Source organism: Streptomyces sp. JNUCC 63 (assembly GCF_054366325.1).
The window spans coordinates 6,882,402-6,908,905 of the sequence record NZ_CM135963.1 but is presented as its reverse complement, the minus strand read 5'-3'; the positions used below and the strand labels follow the sequence as shown (position 1 = coordinate 6,908,905).

The 26,504-nt window shown below is 65.8% G+C and carries 21 protein-coding genes and 6 pseudogenes; 15 read left to right on the top strand and 12 right to left on the bottom strand.

The annotated features are described in order from the left end of the window. Positions 1 to 512 precede the first annotated feature (512 nt). From ACX25U_RS31905 to ACX25U_RS31875, 7 genes and pseudogenes are all read left to right on the top strand, one after another. Entirely contained in the window at positions 513 to 1,532 is a 1,020-nt protein-coding gene (locus ACX25U_RS31905; protein WP_454385159.1) for an IS3 family transposase, read from the top strand. Between the two features lie 19 nt (positions 1,533 to 1,551). After that, positions 1,552 to 2,066, top strand: a pseudogene (locus ACX25U_RS31900) (helix-turn-helix domain-containing protein); the annotation flags it as partial. Between the two features lie 123 nt (positions 2,067 to 2,189). Then, the gene (locus tag ACX25U_RS31895) at positions 2,190 to 2,939 is read left to right on the top strand and encodes a transposase (RefSeq protein WP_454385158.1); all 750 of its coding nucleotides are present in this window, start codon (positions 2,190 to 2,192) and stop codon (positions 2,937 to 2,939) included. 92 nt (positions 2,940 to 3,031) lie between these two features. After that, positions 3,032 to 3,837 (top strand): annotated as a pseudogene (locus ACX25U_RS31890) (IS5 family transposase). 141 nt (positions 3,838 to 3,978) lie between these two features. Next, entirely contained in the window at positions 3,979 to 5,091 is a 1,113-nt protein-coding gene (locus ACX25U_RS31885) for an aminotransferase class I/II-fold pyridoxal phosphate-dependent enzyme (protein WP_454385156.1), read from the top strand. Between the two features lie 127 nt (positions 5,092 to 5,218). Next, entirely contained in the window at positions 5,219 to 6,730 is a 1,512-nt protein-coding gene (locus ACX25U_RS31880; protein WP_454385155.1) for an NAD(P)-binding protein, read from the top strand. After that, on the top strand, positions 6,727 to 7,578 hold the full coding sequence (locus ACX25U_RS31875; protein WP_454385154.1) for a nitrilase-related carbon-nitrogen hydrolase: 852 nt from the start codon (positions 6,727 to 6,729) through the stop codon (positions 7,576 to 7,578). Before ACX25U_RS31880 ends, ACX25U_RS31875 begins: the two co-directional genes overlap by 4 nt. A 3-nt stretch (positions 7,579 to 7,581) precedes the next feature. Here ACX25U_RS31875 and ACX25U_RS31870 read toward each other — a convergent pair whose 3' ends face one another. Genes ACX25U_RS31870 through ACX25U_RS31860 form a run of 3 tightly spaced genes read right to left on the bottom strand, consistent with a single transcriptional unit; the run spans position 7,582 to position 8,723 of the window. After that, entirely contained in the window at positions 7,582 to 7,956 is a 375-nt protein-coding gene (locus tag ACX25U_RS31870) for a hypothetical protein (protein ID WP_454385153.1), read from the bottom strand. A gap of 49 nt (positions 7,957 to 8,005) precedes the next feature. Continuing rightward, positions 8,006 to 8,176 carry a hypothetical protein gene (locus ACX25U_RS31865; RefSeq protein WP_454385152.1) on the bottom strand — a complete coding sequence of 57 codons (171 nt, stop codon included), beginning with the start codon at positions 8,174 to 8,176 and terminating at the stop codon, positions 8,006 to 8,008. A gap of 13 nt (positions 8,177 to 8,189) precedes the next feature. Then, a complete protein-coding gene (locus tag ACX25U_RS31860; protein ID WP_454385150.1) occupies positions 8,190 to 8,723 on the bottom strand; it encodes an adenylyl-sulfate kinase in 534 nt (177 codons plus the stop codon). A gap of 248 nt (positions 8,724 to 8,971) precedes the next feature. On the opposite strand from ACX25U_RS31860, the gene ACX25U_RS31855 reads away from it, so the two are divergent. Next, positions 8,972 to 10,825 carry a class I adenylate-forming enzyme family protein gene (locus ACX25U_RS31855; RefSeq protein WP_454385149.1) on the top strand — a complete coding sequence of 618 codons (1,854 nt, stop codon included), beginning with the start codon at positions 8,972 to 8,974 and terminating at the stop codon, positions 10,823 to 10,825. A 99-nt stretch (positions 10,826 to 10,924) separates the two neighbouring features. Here the strand turns inward: ACX25U_RS31855 and ACX25U_RS31850 are convergent, their stop codons facing one another. Both ACX25U_RS31850 and ltrA read right to left on the bottom strand, forming a co-directional pair. Further along, entirely contained in the window at positions 10,925 to 11,998 is a 1,074-nt protein-coding gene (locus ACX25U_RS31850; protein ID WP_454385140.1) for an ISAs1 family transposase, read from the bottom strand. Between the two features lie 484 nt (positions 11,999 to 12,482). Then, on the bottom strand, positions 12,483 to 13,745 hold the full coding sequence (gene ltrA / locus ACX25U_RS31845; RefSeq protein ID WP_454385147.1) for a group II intron reverse transcriptase/maturase: 1,263 nt from the start codon (positions 13,743 to 13,745) through the stop codon (positions 12,483 to 12,485). A gap of 616 nt (positions 13,746 to 14,361) precedes the next feature. Between ltrA and ACX25U_RS31840 the strand changes: the two genes are divergently transcribed. From ACX25U_RS31840 to ACX25U_RS31820, 5 genes are all read left to right on the top strand, one after another. After that, a complete protein-coding gene (locus ACX25U_RS31840; protein ID WP_454385146.1) occupies positions 14,362 to 14,616 on the top strand; it encodes a transposase in 255 nt (84 codons plus the stop codon). A 107-nt stretch (positions 14,617 to 14,723) separates the two neighbouring features. Next, a complete protein-coding gene (locus ACX25U_RS31835; protein WP_454385145.1) occupies positions 14,724 to 14,975 on the top strand; it encodes a transposase in 252 nt (83 codons plus the stop codon). Between the two features lie 222 nt (positions 14,976 to 15,197). After that, positions 15,198 to 16,016 carry an HAD family hydrolase gene (locus tag ACX25U_RS31830; protein WP_454385144.1) on the top strand — a complete coding sequence of 273 codons (819 nt, stop codon included), beginning with the start codon at positions 15,198 to 15,200 and terminating at the stop codon, positions 16,014 to 16,016. A gap of 156 nt (positions 16,017 to 16,172) precedes the next feature. Beyond that, complete coding sequence (locus ACX25U_RS31825; protein ID WP_454394602.1) at positions 16,173 to 17,321, top strand: glycosyltransferase family 4 protein; 1,149 nt, start codon at positions 16,173 to 16,175, stop codon at positions 17,319 to 17,321. 348 nt (positions 17,322 to 17,669) lie between these two features. Then, positions 17,670 to 17,834: a hypothetical protein gene (locus tag ACX25U_RS31820; protein WP_454385143.1), complete on the top strand. Its 165-nt coding sequence runs from the start codon at positions 17,670 to 17,672 to the stop codon at positions 17,832 to 17,834. A 115-nt stretch (positions 17,835 to 17,949) separates the two neighbouring features. Here the strand turns inward: ACX25U_RS31820 and ACX25U_RS31815 are convergent, their stop codons facing one another. Beyond that, on the bottom strand, positions 17,950 to 18,579 hold the full coding sequence (locus tag ACX25U_RS31815; RefSeq protein ID WP_454385142.1) for a transposase: 630 nt from the start codon (positions 18,577 to 18,579) through the stop codon (positions 17,950 to 17,952). A gap of 149 nt (positions 18,580 to 18,728) precedes the next feature. Between ACX25U_RS31815 and ACX25U_RS31810 the strand changes: the two genes are divergently transcribed. Together ACX25U_RS31810 and ACX25U_RS31805 are read left to right on the top strand one after the other, a co-directional pair. Continuing rightward, positions 18,729 to 19,802: an ISAs1 family transposase gene (locus ACX25U_RS31810; RefSeq protein WP_454385140.1), complete on the top strand. Its 1,074-nt coding sequence runs from the start codon at positions 18,729 to 18,731 to the stop codon at positions 19,800 to 19,802. 10 nt (positions 19,803 to 19,812) lie between these two features. Next, positions 19,813 to 21,078 (top strand): annotated as a pseudogene (locus ACX25U_RS31805) (IS701 family transposase); the annotation flags it as partial. Positions 21,079 to 21,227: 149 nt separating this feature from the next. Here ACX25U_RS31805 and ACX25U_RS31800 read toward each other — a convergent pair. The 6 genes and pseudogenes from ACX25U_RS31800 to ACX25U_RS31775 all read right to left on the bottom strand — a co-directional run bounded on the left by ACX25U_RS31800 (position 21,228) and on the right by ACX25U_RS31775 (position 26,451). Beyond that, complete coding sequence (locus ACX25U_RS31800; protein ID WP_454385139.1) at positions 21,228 to 22,445, bottom strand: MFS transporter; 1,218 nt, start codon at positions 22,443 to 22,445, stop codon at positions 21,228 to 21,230. Positions 22,446 to 22,737: 292 nt separating this feature from the next. Then, positions 22,738 to 22,962, bottom strand: a pseudogene (locus ACX25U_RS31795) (integrase core domain-containing protein); the annotation flags it as partial. A gap of 25 nt (positions 22,963 to 22,987) precedes the next feature. Then, positions 22,988 to 24,406: a condensation domain-containing protein gene (locus ACX25U_RS31790; protein ID WP_454385138.1), complete on the bottom strand. Its 1,419-nt coding sequence runs from the start codon at positions 24,404 to 24,406 to the stop codon at positions 22,988 to 22,990. Between the two features lie 225 nt (positions 24,407 to 24,631). Continuing rightward, positions 24,632 to 24,853, bottom strand: coding sequence for a hypothetical protein (locus ACX25U_RS31785; protein ID WP_454385137.1), 222 nt, complete (start codon positions 24,851 to 24,853; stop codon positions 24,632 to 24,634). Then, positions 24,837 to 25,673 (bottom strand): annotated as a pseudogene (locus ACX25U_RS31780) (IS30 family transposase); the annotation flags it as partial. The gene ACX25U_RS31785 and the pseudogene ACX25U_RS31780, both read right to left, overlap by 17 nt. 13 nt (positions 25,674 to 25,686) lie before the next feature. Continuing rightward, positions 25,687 to 26,451: pseudogene (locus ACX25U_RS31775) on the bottom strand (transposase family protein). Positions 26,452 to 26,504: the final 53 nt, after the last annotated feature.

Below are 26,504 nucleotides of genomic sequence, written 5' to 3'. Positions count from 1 at the left end.
TCCGAACCACCCGGCCGTCACGGTTTGCAGCACCGTGGACGCCAAGCTCCTTCCGTCCCGGTTCTCCCCCACTGTCACGAAACATCCGGCTGCCGATTCATTTGCGAGGACGCCCGCTGCTGAGGCGCTACAGGGTCCTCGGCGCGAGCCAGTCAATCTCGCACATCCGTGGCATTTCCCTGCGAGATCCCGGCTGCCGCCACAATCTGCCGCATCGAGGCCGCTGGATTCTCCCTTATCAGCTCGGTGGCGCGCTGGCGCCCCTTCGGGGCATCGAAGGGGCGGATCCGCCCGTCCCGACCCACCCTGGCGCGCAACTGAGGAATGTCCTCGGTCGCGCGACGGATGGCGCCAACAGTCCTGGGGCTGCCAGGCCCACCACCGAGGCGATGGCGCGATCGGCCCGGTGCGTGAACCGCCCCGGGTGAGGTGGAGCCTCGATTCCGTTTAAGGATTCGAGTCATGGCACGACTTCCCGTTATCCGCTTGAGCTGCGCCAACGTGCGGTGCGCATGGTCGCCGAGGTCCTCGGTGACTGCCCGACCGAGTCCGCGGCCCTGAAGGCCGTGGCCCAGAAGCTGGGCATCGGTTCGACCGAGACGCTGCGCAACCTGGGTGCGGCAGGACCAGATCGACTCCGGGACCCGTCCGGGGGCGAGTACGGAGGAATCAGCTCAGCTGAAGGCGTTGAAGAAGGAGAATCCCGAGCTGCGGCGGGCGAACGAGATCTTGAAGGCGGCGGCGTCTTTCCTCGCGGCCGAGATCGACCGGCCACTTCCACGCTCGTAGCGTTCATCGACGAGCACCAGGGCCGCTTCGGCGGTGTCGATCCGATCTGCCGCGTACCCACCGAGCACGACTGCAAGATCGCCCCCTCCACGTACTACGCCCACCGCAAGCGGCTTGGGGCCCCGTCCGCGCGGACCGTGCGCGACGCGGAACTCAAGGAGCCGATCCAGGAGGTCTACACGACCAACTTCCGTGTCTACGGGGCCAGGAAGATCTGGCGCGAGCTGAACCGGCAGGGCCACGCGGTGGCCCGCTGCACCGTCGAGCGCCTGATGCGCGAACTCGGCATCGCCGGAGCGGTCCGTGGTAAACGCGTGATCACCACGCTTCCCGGCGGACAGACCGAGAGGGCCCCCGACCTTGTCGACCGAGACTTCGTCGCCGGGGCCCCGAACCGCTGCTGGGTCGCGGACTTCACCCACGTCAAGACCTGGGCCTGCGTCGTCTACGTCGCGTTCGTCGTGGACACCTTCTCCCGCCGGATCGTCGGCTGGTCCGCGGCCACCGTGAAGGAGACGGTCTTCGTGCTGGACGCCCTGGAGATGGCGATCTGGCAGCGCGACCGCGACCAACACCCGGTCCAGCCCGGCGAGTCGATCCACCACTCGGACGCCGGGTCGCAGGGCGGATTCAACCGGTCGTCGCAACACCTTGATTTCGGAGGTGTTCAAGATCGCTACGGAGGACTGGAGCAGGAAGACCGGCGATGCGCCCGCGGAACTTCGGCGGCAGTGGCGTGCTGACCGGGCGCTGAGGCCGGCGATGCGCTGCCTGGCCGGCCTGATCCGTCTCGGGTGGTGCAGCGGCAGTTCTGGCGGCTGATCGCCACGGGCGTCACGACGGCTGAGGCATCGCTGGCGGTCGGGGTGTCAGTGTCGGTCGGTTCTCGGTGGTTCCGTCACGCTGGCGGCATGGCGTCGATCTCTCTGGCCGAGCCCACCGGCCGCTACCTGAGCTTCGAGGAGCGCGAGGAGATCGCGATTCTGCGTGCCCGGGACATGGGCGTGCGCGAGATCGCCCGCGGGATCGGACGTGACCCGGGGACGATCTCGCGCGAGTTGTGCCGCAACGCCGCCACCCGCGGCGGGAAGCAGGAGTACCGCGCCACGGTCGCGCAGTGGCAGGCACAGCAGGCCGCGAAGCGCCCGAAGTAAGCCAAGATCGCAGGCAACGACAGGTTGCGTGAATACGTACAGGAACGGCTCGCCGGCAGTGTCCGTCGTCCCGACGGCACGATCGTCACCGGTCCCAAGACGCCCGCGTGGACGGGACTGAGCGTTTTCAGCGTGGCCACCGATCAGGTGACGTGGCCGGGGCGAGGGAGGAGTCCGCAACGCACAGGGCTCCCGAGCCGTTGAGGGAGGTGTTCGAAGTCTCAACCCACCGGCACAGGAGCCCTGTTGGTTCCCTATCCTGCCGCACTCGACCTCCCGCACGCCCTGGTCGAGTGGGTCACAATGCTCATCGTCACCCGTGAAGGTGACCGACGCTGCAAACTTCCGCCGCACCGGCGTGCGCTCGTCGCTCTCGTGTACCTGCGCCGCCATCACAGCCTCGCGAGGATCGCGGCCGGATTCGGGATATCCGTCGGCACCGCGCACCCCTACGTCACCGCCGTCACCGGGCTGCTCGCCGACCGGGCCCCGGGCCTGCTGAAGACCCTGCGCGAACACGATCCCGACTTCGTCCTGCTCGACGGGACTCTCGCCGAGTGCGACCGCGTCGGCGACAGCCGCGCCGACTACTCGGCCAAGCATCGCCGGCACGGCGTGAACGTGCAGGCCGTCACCGACCCGGACGGGAACCTGCTGTGGATCTCGCCAGCCCTGCCGGGTCGCACCCACGACCTGACCGCCGCACGCACCCACCGCATCATCCGGATCTGCGAACGCCAGAGCGTCCCCGTCCTCGCCGACCGCGCCTATACGGGCGCCGGCTCCTGGGTCACCACGGGCCTCAAACGGCCGCCCGGCGGTGAGCTCACCCCCACCCAGCGCACCGTCAACCGCGCACTTGCCCAAGCTCGGGCCCCTGTCGAACGGACCATGGCACGGATGAAGTCCTGGCGGATCTTCCGCAGATCCCGCATCAGCCCCAACCGCATGACCGTCATCACTAGAGCCATCCTCACCCTGGAGAAGCAACGCTGAAAACGCTCACTGAGCCTCTTTCATCCTGTGCTGGCGGGTGAAAGGGGCTGGTCAGCGGGTCTGGTGACGAGGCAGGGCCCCTCGTCGTTGGCGTGGTGATTCCACTCATCACACCGGCGACCGAGGGGCCCTGTTGGTTCCGTATCCTTCCATGCTCGACGTCCCGCACGAGCTCGTCGAGCACGTCTCCTGGCTCATCTACGCCCGAAGGCGTGAACTGCGATCGCCCTGGAGCAAGTTGAGCTGCTTCAAGCAGGCCCTGCTCGCCCTGGCACATCTGCGCAAGAACGAGACGTATCGGCAGGTCGGCGCCGGATTCGGGGTGTCCGAGGCAACCGCCTGGCGCTACGTCGACGAGACGATCGAGATACTCGCCTCCTGGGCACCCGGCCTGCACGAAGCCCTGACCGGACTCGGTGAAGGCGACTTCGTGATCGTCGACGGCACCCTCATCCCCACCGACCGCATCAGAGCGGACGAGCCGTACTACTCCCAGAAACACAAGAAGCACGGCATGAACGTCCAGGTCATCGCACGGCCGGACGGAACCCCACTCTGGTTCTCGCGTGCCACACCGGGGCGCACCCATGATCTGACCGCAGCACGAGCCCACGGCATCGTCCAAGCGTGCCTGACCCGGCAGATCCTCGTGCTCGCGGACAGGGCCTATCAGGGAGTCGGCGCCACCGTTCGTACCCCCTACTACCACCACAGCGAACAACCCGCGCACTACCAGGAGTTCAACCGCGATCACGCCCGTCTGCGGGCTCCTGGAGAACGCGCCTTCGCACAGCTGAAGACCTGGCGACTGCTCCGGCGGGCCAGATGCTCCACCCGCCGCATCGGCACCATCGTCCAGGCCGTCCACACCCTCCTGACCTGTACGTATTCAGGATGAAAGAGGCTCACTGAGTGGGGCCGGGCGGCCGTTACGGCTCCTTGCGCGTGACCTGCGCGTCTCATAAAGTTTGCGACCAATGCGCATCCCGGGGTCGGCAACGCGCCCCTTCTCAGTCGGTCTTCATCGTGAGGTTTATTTATGACGTTGCCATTACCTGTTACCGATGCAAGCCGCATCGACGATCGGGAGCTGCTCTTCTCCGAGCTCGCAGCGCACGACCGGGTCGGCGACGCCCTGATCGAGCGACCGGACTGCGTCTTCGTGTCGGACTGGAACGGCGACCACCCCTTCATGGATCAGTTCCTCGGCGATCTCGGCGGGGTACCGATCGGCAAGCTGGGTTCGCTCGGGACGTACAGCCGTATGGATGAGGACCTGGAGCTGTCAGACGCGGTCGCCGAGCTGCACGTGCGGCGGTACGGCGAAACCTCCGTCACGGCAGGACGCTGCGTGACGGGGGCTGGCTCGACCAGCTTTCTCACCACGCTGTTGATGTACCAGTTCCTCCAGGGGGTCAAGGAGATCGCCTACCTGCCGCCGGTCTACTACAACGCTGCGTGGTGGATCCGCAAACTCGGGATGAGTGTGCGCCGAGTGGCATCCGACGTCGACTTCTCCGACAGCGCGGAGTTGAGCTTGCCCCAGGGCCGCGGGCTGCTCTGGGTCACCGACCCGGTGTGGTTCGCGGGCGTGCCGCTTCGAGATGCCACCATCGACCGGATCGCCGACTGGCAGCGGCGTACGGGTTCGACGGTCATCGTGGACGGCACCTTCCAGTACATGAGGTGGGATGGCGCCACCAAGGAGGCAACTGATCGCCTCGATCCTGACCTGACATTCCGGTTGGTGTGCCCCACCAAGACTCTGGCGATGCACGGATTCCGCTTCGCCTACGCCGTCGTGCCGTCTCAGCATGCGGCCGCGTTCACCGAGCTCCACAAACGACTGCACGGAGCCGCGGGCCTGGCGGACCGCCTGTTCGCCCACCGAGCGGTCGAAGTGCTGGGCACGCATGATGGTGCTCTGCCGTTGATGAGCTTTGCGCGCGACCGCTATCGGCAACTGATGGCCAGCGGTGCTGTGACGGAGGCGGTGGAGCCGGAGTCCGGATTCTTCGTCTTCGGCCGTCCGTCGGTGGATGCCACCACTTACGTGGCGATGGACATCAACTGCTTCGGCGGGGAGGGTTACCCGGGGTTCGTGCGGGTCAACCTCCTGAACCCGGCAGCCGTCTCTCTGCTGACGCGTTGATGATCGCGCGACCATTCTCACCGAGAGTTGCACGCTCGGTGCGCTCGAGCGGGTCGCTGTCCGTGCCGAGCCGTCGGTCCCTCGAGGCAGGCGACGATGCCGGGCCGGGCTCGAGGACGAGGGATCAATGACCGCAGCGGCGGACTCCACCAGCTACGAGCTCTGCATCGTCGGTGCCGGGATCGCCGGTCTCAACGCAGCCTTCGTCGCGCGCCGTTACCTGCCCAAGGGCGCGCGGGTGCTCTTCCTCGATCGGCACGAGCAGCCGGGTGGCATGTGGAACGACGCCTACTCCTACGTGCGACTGCACCAGCCGTACTCCTTCTTCACGGCCGGCAACATCCCATGGAACCTGACCACCGATCGCGGCTACCTCGCGCGAGGAGACGAGGTGCAGGCCCACTTCCGCCACTGCTTCCAGGTCATATCGGGCAATCTCGACATCGACGCACGATGGGGGTCGGAGTACCTGTCGCATGTCGAGGGTCCCGAGGACGTCATGATCCGCGCCCGCGATCGCGAAGGGCGGGAGCACACGTTCAGGGCCGCGCGACTCATCCACGCAGCCGGGTTCGACGTATCGGTCAACCCCCCGCTCTCGTTGTCCAGCAAGCGGGTGCGGTCGACCGCACCGCACCTGTTGGCACAGGACGGTCTCCTGTCGTCGGATGACGACGGACCGGTCTGGGTGATCGGGAGTGGCAAGACAGCGATGGACACCGTGCAGGCTCTGGTGGCCGGGTCCGGCCGAAGCATCGGCCTCGTCGCCGGATCGGGAACCTACTTCTTCGACCGCGACAAGCTCTACCCGACCGGCATGCGACGGTGGTGGGGCAGAACTTCGACCAGCGCGATGTATGCCCAGGCGCTACGGCGATTCGATGGGACGAACAGCGAAGAGGTCTCCCGCTGGGCACAGTCTCGCTACACCACCAGCCCTGTGCGTGACCCGATCCACAACGTGGGCGCGATGCTCTCCCGCACCGAGACCGATGTCGTGCGGAACGGGGTGAGCCGAGTTCTTCGCGATCACCTGATCGACGTCGAAGACACCCTTGCCGGGCCGGTCATGGTGCTGCGCAGCGGTGCCCGTATGTCAATCCCCGACGGCGGCTGGATCGTGAACTGCACCGGCTTCCTCGGCCCACGCAAGGTCGCGCACGAGCCGTATGCGTCGCCGGGGGGACGGATGATGTCGGTCAACCTCACCTCGACCACGACCGGGGTGAGCGGGACGGCCGGATACTTCCTCACCCACCTGATGTTCCTCGACGAGCTGATCACCGTCCCGCTCTATGCGCTGAACTGGCACGATCTCCGCCGCAGGGCACCGCAAGCGGTCCCGTGGGTTCGTGGGTCGCTGCTCGCCTACAACCTCGGCCTGATCCTCGACGTCGTCCCCAAGTCAGCCCTCCTCGACTACGGCCTTGACACCGAGAGGTGGTTCCCCTGGCCCCGTCGGCTTCGTCACCGGATCATGAGCCGGGGCGGCCGTGAGCGGACCCGCCAGCACTGTCGCCGGTCCCTCGATGACTTCAGTCGGGCCACCGGGGTCCCTTGTGCGCCGCTCAGCACGCTGCGGCAGGCTCCGGTGGCGTTCCAGCCGCTCCCGGGGCCGGCACAGGAGACCATCCGATGACGTCGGTCGTGGTTGCCTGCTGTCAGCTCGCACCCGTGGCAGGCGCGAACACCGTGAATCGTGGACGTGCAGAAGCAGCAGTGCGGACAGCGGTGACGAACGGGGCGTCCGTCGTCGTGCTGCCCGAGCTGGTTTCCAGTGGACACGTGGTCGAAGACAATCGGGAGGCGTTTGCCTGCGCTGAGTCGGCCGAGGGTCCAACTGTGAGCTCATGGGTCCGATTGGCGGCCGAGCTCGATGTCGTCGTCGTCGGTGGGTTCTGCGAAGTGTCGCAGGGACAGTTGTTCAACAGTGCCGCCCTGGTCGACGTACAAGGGCTCCGCGCGGTGTATCGGAAGGCTCATCTGTGGGACAGCGAGGTCAACTGCTTCGCGAGCGGCGACGCAGAACCGCCGGTCGTCGACACCCGGTTCGGGCGGATAGCCACGATGGTCTGCTACGACCTGGACTTTCCTGAGTGGGTGAGGCTGGCGGCACTCGGAGGCGCTCAACTGCTGTGCGCACCCACGAACTGGCCAAAAGGGCCCCTGGCGGTCGGCGCGATGCCGATGGAGATCGTGCGGATCCAGGCAAGTGCTTCGGTGAACCGGTTGTTCATCGCTGCCTGTGACAGAGCTGGGTCCGAGCGCGGGATGAGCTGGGTAGGTGCCTCCACCATCGTCGACGTCAACGGGTGGCCACTCGCCTCCGCCTGGAGGCCGGGCGGATCGATCGCGACCATCACTTACGCTGCCTGCGACCTCGAACGCGCATCGACCAAGGACGTGGGGCCACGCAACAACGTCCACACGGATCGTCGGCCGTCGCTCTACCACGGCCTAGTCGTCGGACCCGGTAGCCGGGAGTGACCCTCAGTAGGCGCGACTGAGGATCGCGACCATGCCCGGTTCGTCGTCGTCATCCGGCACGCTCCCGTCCACACCGATGAGGCAGCGGACCGTGACGCCAAGTGCGTTCGGCTTCGCATCGCCCTCGACCCCGACGATGTCCCACGAGACACGCGCCCATCCCGACGCTGCGGCCTCGATGGCCTCGCCGAGCGTGGACACGTCAACCGAATTTGCCTCGCGTGCGGCGCGCCAGGCCGACGTGGTCGCCCCGGTCAGCCGGCGCAATATCACCGCGGTCATCGCCCAGTACACCCGCGACTCCGAACTGCGCGGCAGATGCTCGTAGTCGCGCACCAGCCTGCGATGCAGCATCAAGATCCCATAGGCGCGTTCCACGACCCATCGCTTGGCCTGGGGGAACGTACCCGCTCTGCGCGGGGTTGCGCTACACGACCTCCACCTCGATGCCCACCTTCTGACAGTGCGCGACGACGGCGTTCTTGAAGCCTTGGTCGGCCAGCGCCTTCTGCACGGTGGCGGGGTCGGCGGCGATCTTGTCCAGCAGCGCGATTCCGTAGGCGTTCTCATGCGCCGACGCGGCCGCCACCGCGATCACCAGCCCAAGAACGTCAACGGCCAGGCCGGCTTGCGGCCCGGTACTTTTGCCACATCACGCCCCGTCGACACCATGGGCGCCCGGCCGCCGCGTGCACGCTCTGGGTGTCGAGCACCACCAGGCTCGGGTCCGCCTTTCGACGCGCCATCTCCCGCACCTGCCAGCGCAGCAGGTCGCGAATGGTCTGGTCGATGCCGTCGTCACGCCAGGTGTAGAAGTAGCACTTCACCGAGCCGGCCAAATGATCTCCCGCAGGATGGCGGTAGCCATCGCGGTCGGATCCCCGTCGTCGGGCCCCAGCACGGGCGTCTGGGGCCAGCGGCACCTCGTACGGGACATCCACGCCGGTGAAGCCGCGGATCTCGCCGGCGCGGGCCTTGGCGTATCCCCGGTTCAGCGTCCCCTGGAGCCGGTTTGTCCTCGAGGATCCAGACGGTGAATCCGTCCGCGACGAACTCGTCTGCCGGTCGAGAGCATATCCAGGGCGCCGGAACTCCGACGGATACGGCTTCGGAATGAAGACGATCTCTTTCGACAAGATCGCCATCCGGAACCTGCGTCTCCTCAGGACGGGTGTTCGCCCAACGAGGTCAACATCAGAGCGCCGTTGCGGTGCCGGTGACCGAGATGCACTCGTCACGATCGGTGTATAGACTGCATTGCCAACCAACCGCGGAGCGGTAAGGTTTTAACCTCTTGGATCGATGAAATCTGTGAATCGGGTTTCAGCCGGGTCGCAACGGCTCAGATCCCATCGAGCGGTTCTTCGAGAGCCAATCAATTCAAGGAGGATTCATGTCCGAAGCATCGGGGACTGAGGCTGGCGCTCTGCGGAAGGAACTAGAGCGACAGTGGCTGGCGGCTCTAGGGAAAGAAGGCGAGGATGCCGTCCCGAATGACGAAAATTTTTTTGAGGCTGGCGGGCAGTCGCTTGGTACCGTCGCGCTTTACACCTCTATTACTGACTTCTGCGGCGAAACAATGACTTATGCGGACTTTCTAGATGTTATTGCAGATGGCGACTTCGGGGGACTGTGCCGATCGGTCATCATGAAGGCGGAGGCCACGGCTTCGATCACCGGAACTGTGAGCAGAGGACAACCACTCGATATTTCGACAAGGCCCGGAGGGTACGACGAATTGTCTGCCGGGTCACATGCGGACCCCCTGGACACATCGCTATCCGAAGGTCTCATCCACATCGGCGACAGAATCGCCATGCTGGCTTCTGAGCATCCTGACGATGCCGCGATCATCCTCGTCGGGCCGAAAGGGCGCGAGAGGAAATATTCGTGGGCCACGTTGGAGGCCCGGGCTAACGCGGCAGCCCGGGTGCTGCGTGACAGGGGGGCCGCAGGTGGCGTCACACTCATCGCTTTACCTAACGGAATAGAACACATCGTAGCAACCATTGCGAGTTGGAAGATTGGCGGCATTGTCGTACCAGTCAATCCGGCACTACCGGAGGGTAGAATAACTGAGCTATGCGACATAATCCCGGAAGCAGTCGTGGTCGGCGACCTTCCAGGTGCTTTGGCCCCGACCGAGCTACTCAAGAGCGGCCATGATTCAGCCTTCTCGTCGATGGGCACACCGCGCTCTGCGGCACTGACCGGAGGCAGCACAGGCCGGTCGCGAGTCGTTCTGCGCAGGGCCCCGTGGGTCTATGACATGAATAATCTCAGGCCCGCAGGTTACGACGTTCCTGGAATGCGACCGGGGCAGATCCAGCTGGTGGCACTACCGATGTTTCACGGTGGATTCATCGAGCTTCACAACGGCCTGGCCCTCGGCCATACCGTCGTCGTGATGGAAAACTTTTCACCGCGAAACTTCTTGCGCCTTATTCAGGAGCACCGCGTCAACTTCGTCAGTCTCGTGCCCACTCTCATGCGCACCATCATCTCTGTCGAAGACGTCGACCAATTCGATCTGAGCAGCGTGGAGGCCGTCTATCACGGTTCGGGGCCATGCCCGGACTACGTCAAGCGACGATGGATCGAACTCGTCGGTGCTCATCGACTGTACGAGATCTACGGCGCGGCAGAAAGTATCGGGTTCCTTCTCATCCGAGGAGACGAATGGCTGAACCATCCCGGTAGCGTTGGTCGCCCTCAACCCGACAAGGGAGCGGACGGCCAAGCCGTCGATGTACGGATCCTCGACGACATCGGGGACGAAGTCGCGTGTGGCGAGATTGGCCAGGTCTATCTGAAGTCAGCGGAACCACGGCAGCCAACGTACGTTGGAGGTGGTCGGAAGCTACGTGAGCATGCAGGCTTTCTTAGCGTTGGCGATCTCGGCTTTCGCGACTCGGACGGGTACATCTATCTCGTTGATCGTCGCAGTGATGTGATCAATGTAGGCGGTGCAAATGTCTATCCGACCCAGGTCGAGAACGTCCTGTTGGAGTGCGATGGCGTTGGAGACGTCGTAGTTGTCGGACGCCCTCATGACATTCTTGGCGCGCAGCCACATGCTATTGTCGTCCGGTCACGGCCGAATTTGTCGGAAACTGATTTGGTCGAGTTCTGCCACGAGCGCATGGAGCTGGAGATGATCCCGAAGTCGTTCGAATTTGTCGCCGCTCTGCCCCGGGATGCTGCGGGTAAAATTCGACGAAGCGGACTCCGTGCGCCAAACAAATAGCGCACCTCGTCGGGGTCCAGGTTCGCCGCACGGAGCCACTCGGGATCGTCTGTCCACACAGTGGGCAGGTACAACTCCCGGTCCACGGCCAGGGCTTGATCAAGTTCCTTGAGCGTCCGGGTTGTTGGTGATGCCCAGGAGCGGGAGGGCTCGTTCGGGCTGGTCGCGGATTGCCCGGGTGGTCTTGGCGATGTTGACAGCGCCGAGGGTTTTGAGCAAGCCGATGGCGAGGTTGCGGAAGGTGGCCATGGCGCGGGGTGCAGTGCCGGTGTGGAGGGTGGAGGCGTCCTCGGCGTAGGTCACGTCTCTCACGTGGTGCAGGGCCTCGACGGCCCAGTGGCCGCGGACGGCGGTGGCGAGTTCGGCCGGGGTGGTCTGGTGGGCGTCGAGACTGGTGACGGCATAGACGGTCTCGCGGCTTTCGCGCCCGCCGGTCTGTTTGCGGCGTCGGTGGACGCGGAGGGCGAGGCGGCCGTGGGGGAAGGCAATCCCGCCAAGTTCGTCAGCTATGCCGCAGGTCTTGATCGAGCGGGACTCCCGGCGGCCGTGTCCGGTGGAGGAAGCGGTGTGCTGGACGGCGATGTCCGGCCAGGGCAGCGCGGCGAGTTGCCGGTAGGCAGTCGGTTGATTCCGCTTGATCATGGCGATGTAGTGGGCGTTCTTCGTCTCGACCAGCCAGGTGACGTTCGCCTGGACCGAGTGCAGGGCGTCGAAGGTGACCAGGGATCCGTTCAGGTCGAGCGGTTCGAGCAGGGGCCGGAAGTGCGCGGTCTCGTTCGTCTTGGTTCCGACCTCGGCCTGGGCGAGGGTCAGGGCCCGGTGGTGGGTGACGGCGGAGAGCAGATGTCTGCGGCCGGCGGACAGGCGGGCCGATCCTCTCAGCGACTTGCCGTCGACGGCGATCACCTGCCGTTTCCCCGAGGCTGTTCCCGCGGTGTTCCGCGCGGTGAGGTAGGCGCCGACGGCCTGGTCCAGGGCGTCACCGTCGAGGGCCGCGAGCACGCGGCCGATCGTGGTCCGCGAGGGGGCACGGCGCCACCTGAGCGGATGCCGGCGAACTCCGACGGCCGTCAGCACGGTGTCCGAGGCCCGTGCCGCCCACTCGGCGATCTCGTCCACACTCCTCGTTCCGGACACGGCCGCACAGGCACAGACGAGGAGGATCGCGGTCAAGCGAGCACCAGCGGCCCCGCCTCGCCCTCGGGTCGGGCACCCGCTCGAGAAAGGGCCGCAGGTCAGCGACTTGACCGGCATCCAGAGGACCCAGCTTCACCAGCACCGGCGGGATGGGAGAAGATACAGCGGCAGGCACGGGCCACCTCATGATCGTTGAGCTTCGACACCCCAATGATCACGAAGCCCGTGCCTGCTCTGCTACGCACCCCAAGCGGTCACGGCCCGACCAACCGCCCCGACCCCGGAACTCGCCCAAGCCCTGGCCCGCGACCGCACGCATCGCCCTCCCGAACGCCTCGCCCCACGCCCGCTCGGCTATCGTTGCTTCCACGGCCACCGCGTCTTGATACGTCGTCACAAACGTTCATGATCACGGTGGCCGTACCCATGCCCGCACCCGCCCCGACAACACGCTGCCGAGTAGCCGAGGGGGATCTCACCCCTCGGCACGCCCGTTACACGGCTCTTGTCGTCCTGGTCATCAGACCGTTACGGCGCCTGCGGTCAGCCGCCAGTGGGCGAACATGCGGGGGTATCGCTGGGCGATCTCCTGCATCTTCGCGATGGCCTTCCGCTTGGCCGCGAGCCGTTTGTACTTCTGGCGGATCCAGCGCACCAGGTAGGCGTTGATGCGCATCGTGAAGGGGATCAGCTCCCACGCCCTGAAGCGGCCGTAGTAGTTGAGCCAGCCCGCCACCACAGGGTTGATCCTGCGGGCGAGCTCTTGGAAGGACAGATCCGAGCGGGTGTGCAGGTGCCAGGACCGCACCTCCCGCCCCATCTTCTTCAGGGCGTCCTTGCTGACCGTCGGGTCGAACGACAGGAACATGTTCCCGTGCCGACTCCGGTTCTTCCTGGCGCGGAACGTGTACCCGAGGAAGGTGAAGGTCGTGTGCTCGTGAGAGCCGCGGCGGTGGCCGTCCTTGCAGTAGATGATCCGGGTCTTGTCCGGGTGCAGTTGCAACCCGACTTCGACCATCCTGTCCGTGAGCGCGGCCAGCACCTGGCGGGCCTGGCGCTCGGTGACGCAGTGCAGCACCGCATCGTCCGCATAGCGTTCGAACCAGACGGACGGGAACTCCCGGTCCATCCACCAGGTGTCGAACGCGTAGTGCAGGAACAGGTTCGCCAGGACGGGAGACACCGGAGCCCCTTGTGGGGTCCCGCACTCCCGCTCCAGCAGGGAACCGTCGGGCATGACGAGCGGGGCAGCGAGCCACCGCCGTACATACAACTTCACCCAGACGGCGTCGGTGTGCGCTTCCACCGCCTTGACCAGCAGGTCCCAGGGCACGCTGTCGAAGAACTTGGCGATGTCGATTTCCACCGCCCAGTCCCTTTTCCAGCAGCGTTCCCGGCATTTTCCCACCGCGTCCAAGGCGGACCGTCCGGGCCGGTATCCGAAGCTGCCCGGGTAAAAAATAGGCTCCACCCTGCGCATCAGATGCCGGGCCACAACGGTCTGTGCCACACGATCGGCGACGGCGGGAATGCCAAGCATTCTTGCACTCCCGCCGTGTGGCTTCGGAATGGTCACCGCGCGCACCGGCGGCGGAAAGTACGAGCCCGACGACATGCGGTTCCAGACCCTATAAAGATTGTTCTTCAGGTCCTTCTCGAAGTCGGCGATGCTCTGACTGTCCACACCGGGTGCACCCTTATTAGCCCTGACTTCCTCCCATGCCTCCTTGACTTCCCACTTAGAAATCTCAAACGGCTTGACCGATGATTTCAACTGGCCCATCGAACTCCTCCCGGACACGGTCCGGTTGATGCGATCAACTCAGTCACGAACGACCCGGCCCCTTCGCTCCACCCCCGTTACAGGGGCTTCGTCACTGCTACGAGCCGGTCCGCCAGCAGGCCCCGCGTCGGTACTCGACCCCTTGCGGTGTCTTCCGCTTGGGGCACTCCCTCTCGCCTGCCGCCACACAGCAGGCACTATCGGGTCCTGCCTTCTCCTGTTCCATGCGGAAGCCGCAGACCGGACTCACGTCGCCTACATGCCGGACACCACCTGGTCAATAAGCGGGCACCCGCCAGGCTCATCCCGGAATTCTGGTCACACCCCGGTTTCGATGCCATCTGTTCTGTTTTCGACACGTCAGCAGCGATTCACTTGCGTTCGTCTTTCCGGTCCCCACCTGACGCCTCTCACGACGCCTTTTCCTCATCGCTCACCACGACAGTCATTGGCTAACGCAGCATGAGGCGGTTTAGAACCTCCCCCCACAGGGCGGCTCTGAAGGGCCACAAAACCTTCATCTTCCACACAGCACCACTTCTAGAAGTTGCCTACGACCAACTCCCTTTCATGTTCAGGACACAAGACCAGCGCAGACGCTGGAACTACAGCTGCCGTGGCTGATACCAAGGGCCGCAACGGGGCAACCCCGCATGGACGACCGGTAGGTCGCCAATGCGATGGTCGACAGATCAAGGACGGGGTCGACGCATGGCGATCCCGTCCGCTATACAAGATCTACGCAGTCCTGATGATCGATGCCATCGTTTTGAAGATCCGAGATGGGGCGGCCTCCAACCAGCCGGTCTACATCGCGGCCGGGATCAATCTCAAGGGAGAACGCCATGGGCTGGGTATGTGTCGGTACTGACGGCGAGGGGGCCAAGCAGTGGATGACCCGGCTCAACGAACTCCGCAACCGCGGCATCCAGGCGTGCTGGCTCATGCTGCGACCGCCTGAAAGGCCTACCGGACTCAATGACCGCGATCTGGCCGCAGACCAACGTGCAGCTCTGCATCGTCCGCATGATTCGCAACTCGCTGCGGTTGACCTCCCGGGCCCACCGGCAGGCCATCATCAAAGAACTGCGACAGATCCACACCGCACCGACCGAAGAGGCGGCCAAGGCCCGGTTCGCTGAGTTCGAACAGGAATGGGGCAGCCAGTATCCGACGGTCGGCGGACCCATTACTGGACGGCCGCGATCAACGTCCCTCGTCGGCTACTAAGGCGCCAGGATCGACCTCGGCGCATTGCGGCCAAACACCACCGAGTGATCAGCCTTTCGCTAAGCCAACAGAACATCAAAGAACGGGCATACACGGAAACCGCAACACGCCCGTTGGCGATCTGCCTAGAGCGGACCGAGACGTGGCTGTCCGAATTCCGATGACAACGCGGGAAATCCACCCACCTCTGACTGGATCCAGGACACCGAGAGATCAAAGACTATGGCCGCATACCGGCTCGTTGCCACCGACTTGGACGGCACGCTTCTGCGTTCCGACGGCACTCTGTCTGCATTCACACTCTCCGTGATCGCAGAACTACGTGAACGCGGCGTGGAGACCGTCTTCGTGACAGCCCGCCACCTGAGCGCCGTGCTGGCCCTCGACGTACCGTATACCGCAGTGCGGGAGGCGGTGGTCTGCGCCGGCGCAGCGTATTGCGCCTTACCTTCCGGACATGTACTGGAAAGCTGGCTTCTCACTGCGGAAGTTGCCCGGGACATCGTGGAGAAGGTCCGCGCCACCGTACCCGATATCGCCTTCGGCTGGGTTGTGCCCGACTCGACCCATGACGTCACCGTCGAGCCACACTACTTCCCGGACCGGACTGGACCGGACTGGCCTGTCGCTGATACCGAGAGCATCGACCAGCCTCTCCTGAAACTCTTCGCGCGGGCGCCCCATCGCACGGAATCCGCATTCGTGGATAGCATTGCGCCGTTGCTCGTCGGCCGCGCTCGAATCGCGCACAGCACAGCCGGCTTCGTGGACTTGGTCGCGCCAGGCGTGAGCAAGTCCAGCGCCCTCAGTTCCCTTTGCCAGGCGCGGGGCTTCGCTGCCGACGAGGTCATTGCCTTCGGTGATACGAGAGCCGACCTGGACATGCTGCAGTGGGCGGGACTAGGGATCGCGGTGGACAACGCCGAGCCGGCCCTCCTGGCCGTGGCTGACATGGTGATTGGGCATTGCAACCGCGACAGCGTAGCCGCATACCTCCACAAGAGCCACGGGCTCTCCGTCGCCTCTGCCGAGGTGATTTGACGTGGCCGGACAACGCCCCGAAGGAAATGAAGCGCTACACCGTCCTGTGGTCAGGGCAGAACCTCACTCCCCCATTACGACGCACCCGCTGGGGGCAGCCGGTTTGAGAGCGCCCAGAACCACGCAGCCTTCGACTAGAGAGGACTCACGAGCGTGATGCCAAGCGTCGTTCACGTATTAGCGAAGGAATCAGCCGGTGAGCTCAGCGGCGTTGATATGCATGTACTGGAACTGGCCCAAAGCCAGGCCGAGTCAGGGCATCGAGTGGTTGTCATCCAGCATGGCTGCGATGAATTCGTCATACGCGCCCGCGAACGAGGCATCGGTGTGGTCTCCGCTCAAGGGCGCCCGTCGTGGTCCTTCATCCGCCTCCTGACACGTACCGTCCGGGCACAGAAGGCCGACGTCGTACATGCGCACGGTTTGGGCGCCGACCTGTGGTGCGCCCTTGCACGGCGAACCCGACCTGCAACAACCGGCCACGCCGCACTCGTCTTCACTCAGCACGGGGTTGTGCAGGACACAATCTGGCGACGCAGCATGACCATGCTGGATGCCCTTGCCACACGCAGCGCGGACGGGGTCATCGCGTGTGCCCCCGACCTGATCTCCCGGATGCGAGCCTGGAGTCCGCGCGCCCAGGTCCGGTACATACCCAACGGTGTGGGTGATCCAGGATCCTCACCACGCGCAGATGCACGCAAGTTGCTCCACGAACGCCATGGTGTGCCTGTGGAACCCCCACTCTTGGCCTACATGGGGCGACTATCGCCTGAGAAGCGGCCGGACCGGGTACTCCATGCTGCGGCGCAGCTCCGGAGCGAGGGCACGCCCGTTCACCTGCTGATGGCAGGTGCCGGCCGCATGAAAACCGCGCTACGGCAGCAAGCCGATCGGCTCTCTCTGTCGATGGCCACCACCTGGACCGGACTGGTGCGTGATGTGGGGGTCGTTTACGCGGCTGCGGACGTGCTCGCCTTGCTGTCAAGTACAGAGGCGACCCCAAGGGTGATCGTCGAAGCCATGATGGCAGGAACGCCAGTTGTCGCATCCGCAGTGGGTGGAGTACCGAAGGTGCTCGGTGGCGGCTCTTACGGGCATCTCGTTCCGGAGGGGGACGCAGCCACTGCGGTCAAGGCCATCCGTACGGCCTTGGAAGCCGGCCGCGAGGCTGCCGAACCCGCAAGGCGGCACGCACAGATGCACTACGGCATGCAGAACATGCACAGGCAAGTCGCGAATTTCTACGCTGAGGTTGTCGCCCGTCGGGAAAATCCACAGCAGGCCACACGGATCTTTCGGTGAGCAGGCGCGTCCGTCATCGACGATGGCCGCGCAGAGCCGCGTGTCCGTGAACGTCTTCGCCCTCCGCCCAACGGACTCGTTCGAGGTAATCCGGGTCCGCTACACCCTGGCTACCATGCTCGTGAACGATCTGGCCAAGGCCGTCGAGCCTCCACCCCACCGGGCAAGCCATCAAGTACCGCGAAAATGCAGGCAACTTGGAGAGCGATGCCCCCAGCCTCGGTAGTCTTCGCGCACCGGAATCAGGGAGGAACAGGTGCTTGCGGGTGTACCCATCGCCGAGAGCCTGCGCGTCGAGGCCACGCTGACGGGCGTCCCGCTGCAGATCAGCAGATCGCACGGATCGAGGTGTCCACTGCCGGAGTCGGCCAGCCGCGGCAGTGGACACTGCTGGACTTCGCAGCCGAGGAGCTGGCGGAGCAGATGGCCGCGAACCTCGCTCCGATGGGAGGGTGGTACGTCAACTACAACACGACGACTGAGCCCGATTCCACCGGCGTGACTCCACGGTGATCGCTTCGGAGGATTTGGGCGCGCGGGCCAGCGGAGGGCATGCGGCGTCCGCTGGTCTGCCCAGCTCTTCCACATGTGCTCCGGTAGGGCCCTCGCGGGCGGCTGGTCGGCTTGATCAGCGGGTCGGCGGCGCGTGGGCGACCGCGAGCAGGTCGGTGAACGCGAGCTGCCAGGGCCATCGCTGCGGAAGGTGGAGGACCAGCTTCCGGGCGGTGCGGGCGATTCGGGCCGGGACATGGACCAGGTGCGCTCGCAGCGTCGCGGTGGTGGCCTTCGCGTGGAAGGCTCCGGCAGTCCGCAGCAGGTTGTGGGCGATCGCCCAGAGCGTGAGCCAGGCCGCGTTGGCCTGGAAGTCGCCGGAGGGCAGGTGGGCCAGCGCGGAGCCCTTGCCGTCGGCGATGACCTGCTCGATCACGGCGTGCTGCCGGTGCTGGAGCTCGGCCTGGAGCATCTCGAAGGGGCTGTCAGTGAACACCGGGTGGTAGCGCCAGGCGGTGAACAGCTCGCCCTGGCCGGCTGCGGCCGCGGCGTTCAGACGCCGGACCCGGCGCACGATCAGCCGCGCGGTGACGTGCTCGGCCTTCTTACGGCCGGTGAAGGCCGTGTACTCGGCCTCGGCGACCTCCGCGCAGGGCTTGGGCGAGTTCCGGGGTCGGGGCGGTTGGTCGGGCCGTGACCGCTTGGGGTGCGTAGCAGAGCAGGCACGGGCTTCGTGATCATTGGGGTGTCGAAGCTCAACGATCATGAGGTGGCCCGTGCCTGCCGCTGTATCTTCTCCCATCCCGCCGGTGCTGGTGAAGCTGGGTCCTCTGGATGCCGGTCAAGTCGCTGACCTGCGGCCCTTTCTCGAGCGGGTGCCCGACCCGAGGGCGAGGCGGGGCCGCTGGTGCTCGCTTGACCGCGATCCTCCTCGTCTGTGCCTGTGCGGCCGTGTCCGGAACGAGGAGTGTGGACGAGATCGCCGAGTGGGCGGCACGGGCCTCGGACACCGTGCTGACGGCCGTCGGAGTTCGCCGGCATCCGCTCAGGTGGCGCCGTGCCCCCTCGCGGACCACGATCGGCCGCGTGCTCGCGGCCCTCGACGGTGACGCCCTGGACCAGGCCGTCGGCGCCTACCTCACCGCGCGGAACACCGCGGGAACAGCCTCGGGGAAACGGCAGGTGATCGCCGTCGACGGCAAGTCGCTGAGAGGATCGGCCCGCCTGTCCGCCGGCCGCAGACATCTGCTCTCCGCCGTCACCCACCACCGGGCCCTGACCCTCGCCCAGGCCGAGGTCGGAACCAAGACGAACGAGACCGCGCACTTCCGGCCCCTGCTCGAACCGCTCGACCTGAACGGATCCCTGGTCACCTTCGACGCCCTGCACTCGGTCCAGGCGAACGTCACCTGGCTGGTCGAGACGAAGAACGCCCACTACATCGCCATGATCAAGCGGAATCAACCGACTGCCTACCGGCAACTCGCCGCGCTGCCCTGGCCGGACATCGCCGTCCAGCACACCGCTTCCTCCACCGGACACGGCCGCCGGGAGTCCCGCTCGATCAAGACCTGCGGCATAGCTGACGAACTTGGCGGGATTGCCTTCCCCCACGGCCGCCTCGCCCTCCGCGTCCACCGACGCCGCAAACAGACCGGCGGGCGCGAAAGCCGCGAGACCGTCTATGCCGTCACCAGTCTCGACGCCCACCAGACCACCCCGGCCGAACTCGCCACCGCCGTCCGCGGCCACTGGGCCGTCGAGGCCCTGCACCACGTGAGAGACGTGACCTACGCCGAGGACGCCTCCACCCTCCACACCGGCACTGCACCCCGCGCCATGGCCACCTTCCGCAACCTCGCCATCGGCTTGCTCAAAACCCTCGGCGCTGTCAACATCGCCAAGACCACCCGGGCAATCCGCGACCAGCCCGAACGAGCCCTCCCGCTCCTGGGCATCACCAACAACCCGGACGCTCAAGGAACTTGATCAAGCCCTGATCGCGGGCTGCTTCGTGCGACGTCAAGCCCGGGCGACGGCAGCGGAGTTAGTCGCGGGGTTGTTGCTGGAGTTGAATACGCGGAACTGCTGGACGCTCGCGCAGGTTCTGGGGCATCCGGGCCCGCACCGGCTGCAGCACCTGGTCTCGCGCGCCCGGTTCGACCATGAGCGGGCCCGTCCGGAGAACGCCTGCCTCGTGATCGGTGAACTGGTTGGTCAGAGCGTGGTGTTGGTGGCGGACGAGACAGGTGATGCGAAGTCGTCCACCGACTGCGTGGGCGCCAGCCGGCAATACTCCGGTGCAATCGGCGGTGTGGGACTGTGCCAGGTGGCGGTACACCTGGCGGCGGTCACCGCGACGACGAAGGTGATCATCGATCGGGCCCTGTATCTCCCGGCGGACTGGGCTGCGGACGAGGAACGCCGCGAGGCCGCCGGAGTGCCGGAGGAGATCGCTTTCGCGACGAAGCCGCAGCAGGCGCTGGCCATGGTCACCGACGCGTTGGCTGCTGGGCTGGAAGCCCGCTGGTTCGCGGGCGACGAGGTGTACTGCGGGCGGGAACTACGCCGGGGCATACGGGCGCTGGGGCTCGGCTACACCGTTGGCATCGCCGCCACCTACCAGGTCACCGACGGAACCGGACGCCGGTGGGAGGCCCGCAAACTGATCAACAAAGTGCGGCCCGGGCAGTGGATGCGAAGGCAGACCGGACACGGCATGAAGGGCACCCGCGAGTACGACTGGGCCTGGCTCGATGTCCGCCCCGACGACGCTCCCGACGAGAACCGGAACGAGAAGGAGGCCGGGACGAGTGTGCTGGTGGCGCGGCGGCACCGCTACACCGGAGAGGTGTCCTACTTCCGCTGCTGGGCACCCGGCGACGTCTCGCTCGGTGCGCTGGTGGAGGTGATCTGTCGCAGGTGGCGGATCGAGGAAACCTTCCAGCTCGCCAAGGGTTTCTCCGGACTCGACCAGGGCCAGGTGAACTGCTGGAACTCCTGGATGCGCTGGTCACTGTTCTCCCTGATCGCCGCCGCCGTCGTTGCCCTCACGGCCGCCGCCGTCCACGACGCTGCCGAGGACGAGCCCGCGCTCGTCCCGCTGAGCTGCCCCGAACTCATCCGGCTCCTGCGAGCCCTCGTGCTACCGCCACCCATCCGCGACCGCGAGCACGTCCTGCACTGGACCGCCTGGCGGCGCCATCACCAAGCCGTCGCGACCGCCTGCCACCAACAACGACACCACCGCCACGACCAACCATGATCAAGAACTACAGCTGCCGTGTCAGCAAAGCGAGTAACCCCCAGTCGAAGTCGGTGAGTTCGTGGCGACGTTCCACGCCACCACGTTCCCCACTCCCCGGGTGATCTGGGAAAAGAGGCCCTGGGTGCTTCTTCGGCCGGGGCCTCGTGTCAGTCTGCGGTCTTCGTGAAGTCAAGGTCGGCATGGCGGACAGCGTGGGAGGCGGTGGACACGGTAGCGCCGAGCATGCTGATGCAGCCGAAGAGAAGGAATGTCGGGCCTGCGCCCCACCCATCCGCCAAGAGGCCGAAGAGCGGGAACATCACCGGGGTGATGCCAACCGCGCTGAGCGCCTGGACGGAGGCGACCCTGCCCTGGAAGGAAAGAGCGGTGTTGGCCTGCATCAGAGCCAGGGCCAGACCGCCGCAGAGGCCGGACAGGAGGCCGGAGACGAGCGCCACGGCGGCCGCAAGAGCGAGGTTGGGCATGACGCCGATCAGGCCGATGCCGGCGGAGGCGACGAGCAGGGTGACGTTGTGCCAATGCCCGGCCCTGGGGAAGCGGCCACGCACCACGAGCAAGAGCGAGGTCGTGCAGACGCCGGCGCTGAGGGCGGCGTTCACCCAAGCACCGCCCAAGGGGCCCCAGCCGCGCTCCTCCGCGAGCAGGATGACGCCGACAGTCATCGGCGGGCTGCAGCCGATCATGGAGAGCAGTCCGGACAGGACGAGCGGCCCGACGACGGGCTCGTGGCGCAGGTAGACGATGCCGTCAACCAGATCGCGGCGGACGGTGGAGTCCGCGGCGGACTGTTCTTCGGGCGGGAGCGGCGCGAGCCGGACCGCGACCAGCAGGAGCACGGACAGGGTGAACAGGGCCCCGGTCACGGCGAACGCGGCGGCGGGGCCGCCGAGCCCCATCGAGAGCCCGGCCAGCGGCGGACCGGCGATGTGGCCAGAGCGCTGCACGAGATTGCGCAGGCTCTGCACCCGCATCAACTGATCGCGGCCGGTCAGCCGCGGCGGCATGGCTCCGACCGCCGGCATGAACAGGGCGTCCACGACGCCGAAGACAAGGGCAAGCGCGACGAGCAACCAGAGGCCGGGCGTGCTCAGCGCGAGTGCTGCTGCGGCGGCGAGGATCACCACAGCGCGGACCGCGTCGGAAGAGATGACCACCAGGCGCGGGCCGAACCGGTCGGCGATCACACCACCGCCGAGCATGAGGATCGCCCGGGGTATCGCGCCGACCGCCATCACCAGGCCGACCTGGGCCGGACCGGCCACCTTCTGCGCGCCCCAGCCGAGTGCCACGAAGTAGGCGGCGTCGCCGACCACGGAGAACGTGTAGGCGATGAGCCAGCGCAGGACGTTGCCGTCCCGGTGCACTGGAGTGGAAGGGGGGGTGGCTACGGCGGGGGCGGGCGGGGCCACTTCGTCAACGGGTTCATCTGCTCGCGAGGTCACAAACGCGCATGCTCTCGCACAACGTCGGCCTGTACAACGGAGGCACCGTCTGGAGGCCAGACCCCATCGGCGGCGGACCGGGGCGGCCGCCATCAGCTGCTGCCAGCAGGTCGGGATACTCCGGATGTCGCGGATGAGGAGACCGAGGATCCAGGGAAGTGGCGGTCACCCTCGGATCTTTCCTGCTCTGGGCATGGTCCACTGGAACCGGGCCCTAGATGTGTTGTTCGGGCAGGTTGGTGACGCGGTCGGCTGGGGTTTGGCCGCTGATGGCGGTGTGGGGTCAGTGGTAGTTGTACCAGTGCAGCCAGTCGGTGAACGCTGCTTGGCGTTGTTGGTCCAAGGTGTAGGGCTGGTGGTAGGCCCATTCGTTGAGCAGGGTGCGGTGGAAGCGTTCGACCTTGCCGTTGGTCTGGGGGCGCCAGGGGCGGGTCCAGCGCGATCATTTTGCTGGGGTGTGCGGTTCAGGGTGTGGCTGCGGGTGTACTTTCGGGAGCGTCGACCATCCGCCGCAGGACGGCCGTCAGGTCGGCGAGGAAGTGGCGCGCCCAGCGCTTGCCGTAGAAGTCGGTGCGCAAGCGAAGATCGACACGAGCTGTGGTGCCCAGGTCGTGCACGATGACGCGAATCCCGCCGCGCGGTATCTCCGGCATTGGGATCGGCACGGGCTCGACCTGCAATCCATTGAGAGAGGGGATCCAGCCCTCCCATCCACCGGAGATCTCGAAGTTTACGTAGCGTGGAACCTCTACGGTACCGAAGCGCTGGCGCAGTCCATACTGGGCGGGATTGAGCTCCCGGGTGATCAACGCGTGCGGCACATCCTGGTGCTCCAGCGCACCGAGCACAGTGGAGCGTTCTCGCCCGACCAGTTCCGCAAGCGTCGCGGCTCCCGCCAGATCGGTGCGCAGTACGCACGGGGTGGCAAAATAGCCGATCGCCTGAGCAATTCCCTGATGGGTGCGGTTGGCGAGGGAGCCCATGATGGCGACGTCGGAGGCGGCGTCCTCAGTGTGACCGAGTTCCAGACGACGTGACCGGATCACGGTCTTGAGGGCGGCGGAGATGACCATGTAGGGCGTGGCGCGCAAAGTGCGCGCGGTTCGTTTGATGCCGCTGTACAGGCCGATATCAAGGGGCCGGGACTCGACACCTAGTGCGGGGGCTCCAGCGCCCTGTGCGGGCATGTCGGGGTCGACGAGCCCAGAGCCGGGGATTGGGTCAATCCCGGCCAGCGTGGATCTCCAGTAGGCCAGGGCGCTGGCCAGACCCGGGCCGTCGAGCCGGGCTCGCTCCCAAGCGGCATAGTCCACGAACTGCAACGGGATAGGGGGAAGTTGAGCCCGTGTCCCATCGCACTCGGCCTGGTACAAGGTGAGTAGATCGCGTACGAGGATCTGGGTGGACATGCCGTCAACTATGACGTGGTCGAGCACGATCCCGATCAGGTGCTGGTGGTCGTCGATACGTACCGCGGTGATTCTGAACAGTGGTTCCCCGCCGAGGTCGAATGGTTCGTCCGTCATCCGGGCGACGACCGCAACCGCTCTGTCCAGCGCCTGCGCATCTGTGCCCGGCCCGCTCACGCTCACCACACGCAGATCGACATCAGAGGGGGCGCAGATGCCGAAGCGGGGCTCACCGGGCATCTCAGGAAAGTTGAGCAGTAGACCCTCGTGGCGTTCCAGGAGACGGCGGACGGCGCGGGCCAGTACTGATGTCGACAGGGAGCCGGTCACCAGCAAACCGAACGCGATCAGGTGGTTCGGCAGGTGGATTTCGCGACCGAATCGGAGCCGTTCCTCCTGAGTGAAGGAGACGGGTAGGTAGCCACAACGGTCGACTTGCTTGATCTCTGGACGAGGTGTCTCACGGTCGGCCATGTGCATGCTCCCATACCTGAATACTGTTTTGGGCTGGACAGTCTCCCGGAACGCCGCCACGGTGGGAAGGTTGCGATCAACTGAGTGTTCTGAACCGTTCCGGGTTCGGTAGAGATCTCAGATGTTGGTTGTGACCTGGGGCTTCGTGGTTGTGTGGTAGTGGTTGTTCTCGTATTCGACGGGTGGGACGTGGCCTATCTCACCGTGGAGTCGTCGGTGGTTGTATCAGTCGACGTACTCGACGGTGGCGAGCTCGACGTCGGACAGCGTCTTCCATGGCCGTCGGGGCTTGATCAGCTCGGTCTTGTACAGGCCGATCGTGCTCTCCGTCAGGGCATGGTCGTAGCCGTCGCCGACCGATCCGATCGAGGCGGCGATGCCAGCGGCGTCCAGGTGCTCGGCGAGCCGGAAACTCGTGTACTGGGCTAGTTCAACTGGTCGTTGCAACACCGGGCTGTTGTAGCAAGCGTAGCTGTTCCTCGAAGACCTCGGCCGGTGTCCGCCAACCGAGGACTTTGCGGGGCCGGTTGTTGATCGCCAGAGCGACGGCTTCGACGTCCGCGGACGACCACCGGGAGAGGTCGGTGCCCTTTGGGAAGTACTGACGCAGCAGCCCGTTCGTGTTCTCGTTCGTCGGTCGTTGCCAGGGCGAGTGCGGATCGGCGAAGAACACCTTCGTCCCGGTATCGAGAGCGAACTGGGCATGGCCCGAGAGTTCCTTCCCGCGGTCCCAGGTGAGCGCCTTGCGTAGCTGCTCGGGCAGTTGCCCCATCGACGTGGTGAGCGCCGCGTTCATCGCGATCGCGCCATAGCCCCCGAGCGAGGTGCCGTTCTTCACCGGCGGGTTCTCGCCCCAGCCTTCGAGCCGAGGGAGGTGCACGAGCAGCGTGGAGCGGCTACTGCGCTCGACAAGCGTGCCGATCGCGGAGCGGCCCGTTCCGATGATCAAATCGCCTTCCCAGTGTCCGGGGACCGCGCGGTCCCCAGCCTCGGCGGGGCGTTCGCTGAGGACGACGTCCGCGGTGACATGCCCCTGCGGCTTGTTCTGCGACCGCGCACGGGGAGTCCGTAGTGCCCGGCCGGTACGCAGACACGTGACCAGCTCCCGCTTGAGCGCACCACGGCCCTCGATGAACAGCGCCTGGTAGATCGCTTCGTGGCTGATGCGCATGGACTCATCATCGGGGGAGTCGACATGAAGCCGGCGCGAGATCTGCTCCGGGCTCCATGCCGTCGCCCATCTTCTGTCCTGCCGGTGTGGCTTGTTCAGTGAGCCTCTTTCATCCTGAATACGTACAGGTCAGGAGGGTGTGGACGGTCTGGACGATGGTGCCGATGCGGCGGGTGGAGCATCTGGCCCGCCGGAGCAGTCGCCAGGTCTTCAGCTGTGCGAAGGCGCGTTCTCCAGGAGCCCGCAGACGGGCGTGATCGCGGTTGAACTCCTGGTAGTGCGCGGGTTGTTCGCTGTGGTGGTAGTAGGGGGTACGAACGGTGGCGCCGACTCCCTGATAGGCCCTGTCCGCGAGCACGAGGATCTGCCGGGTCAGGCACGCTTGGACGATGCCGTGGGCTCGTGCTGCGGAGTGGGGTTCCGTCCGGCCGTGCGATGACCTGGACGTTCATGCCGTGCTTCTTGTGTTTCTGGGAGTAGTACGGTTCGTCCGCTCTGATGCGGTCGGTGGGGATGAGGGTGCCGTCGACGATCACGAAGTCGCCTTCACCGAGTCCGGTCAGGGCTTCGTGCAGGCCGGGTGCCCAGGAGGCGAGTATCTCGATCGTCTCGTCGACGTAGCGCCAGGCGGTTGCCTCGGACACCCCGAATCCGGCGCCGACCTGCCGATACGTCTCGTTCTTGCGCAGATGTGCCAGGGCGAGCAGGGCCTGCTTGAAGCAGCTCAACTTGCTCCAGGGCGATCGCAGTTCACGCCTTCGGGCGTAGATGAGCCAGGAGACGTGCTCGACGAGCTCGTGCGGGACGTCGAGCATGGAAGGATACGGAACCAACAGGGCCCCTCGGTCGCCGGTGTGATGAGTGGAATCACCACGCCAACGACGAGGGGCCCTGCCTCGTCACCAGACCCGCTGACCAGCCCCTTTC

What these genes read in the sequence shown, in the direction of transcription:
- ACX25U_RS31825 (WP_454394602.1), top strand. Translation starts at nt 16,173, where the DNA reads ATGCCAAGCGTCGTTCACGTATTAGCGAAGGAATCAGCCGGTGAGCTC.
- ltrA (WP_454385147.1), bottom strand. Translation starts at nt 13,745, where the DNA reads ATGGGCCAGTTGAAATCATCGGTCAAGCCGTTTGAGATTTCTAAGTGG.
- ACX25U_RS31875 (WP_454385154.1), top strand. Translation starts at nt 6,727, where the DNA reads ATGACGTCGGTCGTGGTTGCCTGCTGTCAGCTCGCACCCGTGGCAGGC.
- ACX25U_RS31860 (WP_454385150.1), bottom strand. Translation starts at nt 8,723, where the DNA reads ATGGCGATCTTGTCGAAAGAGATCGTCTTCATTCCGAAGCCGTATCCG.
- ACX25U_RS31815 (WP_454385142.1), bottom strand. Translation starts at nt 18,579, where the DNA reads ATGATCGTTGAGCTTCGACACCCCAATGATCACGAAGCCCGTGCCTGC.
- ACX25U_RS31880 (WP_454385155.1), top strand. Translation starts at nt 5,219, where the DNA reads ATGACCGCAGCGGCGGACTCCACCAGCTACGAGCTCTGCATCGTCGGT.
- ACX25U_RS31790 (WP_454385138.1), bottom strand. Translation starts at nt 24,406, where the DNA reads ATGGCCGACCGTGAGACACCTCGTCCAGAGATCAAGCAAGTCGACCGT.
- ACX25U_RS31830 (WP_454385144.1), top strand. Translation starts at nt 15,198, where the DNA reads ATGGCCGCATACCGGCTCGTTGCCACCGACTTGGACGGCACGCTTCTG.
- ACX25U_RS31855 (WP_454385149.1), top strand. Translation starts at nt 8,972, where the DNA reads ATGTCCGAAGCATCGGGGACTGAGGCTGGCGCTCTGCGGAAGGAACTA.
- ACX25U_RS31835 (WP_454385145.1), top strand. Translation starts at nt 14,724, where the DNA reads ATGACCGCGATCTGGCCGCAGACCAACGTGCAGCTCTGCATCGTCCGC.
- ACX25U_RS31905 (WP_454385159.1), top strand. Translation starts at nt 513, where the DNA reads ATGGTCGCCGAGGTCCTCGGTGACTGCCCGACCGAGTCCGCGGCCCTG.
- ACX25U_RS31885 (WP_454385156.1), top strand. Translation starts at nt 3,979, where the DNA reads ATGACGTTGCCATTACCTGTTACCGATGCAAGCCGCATCGACGATCGG.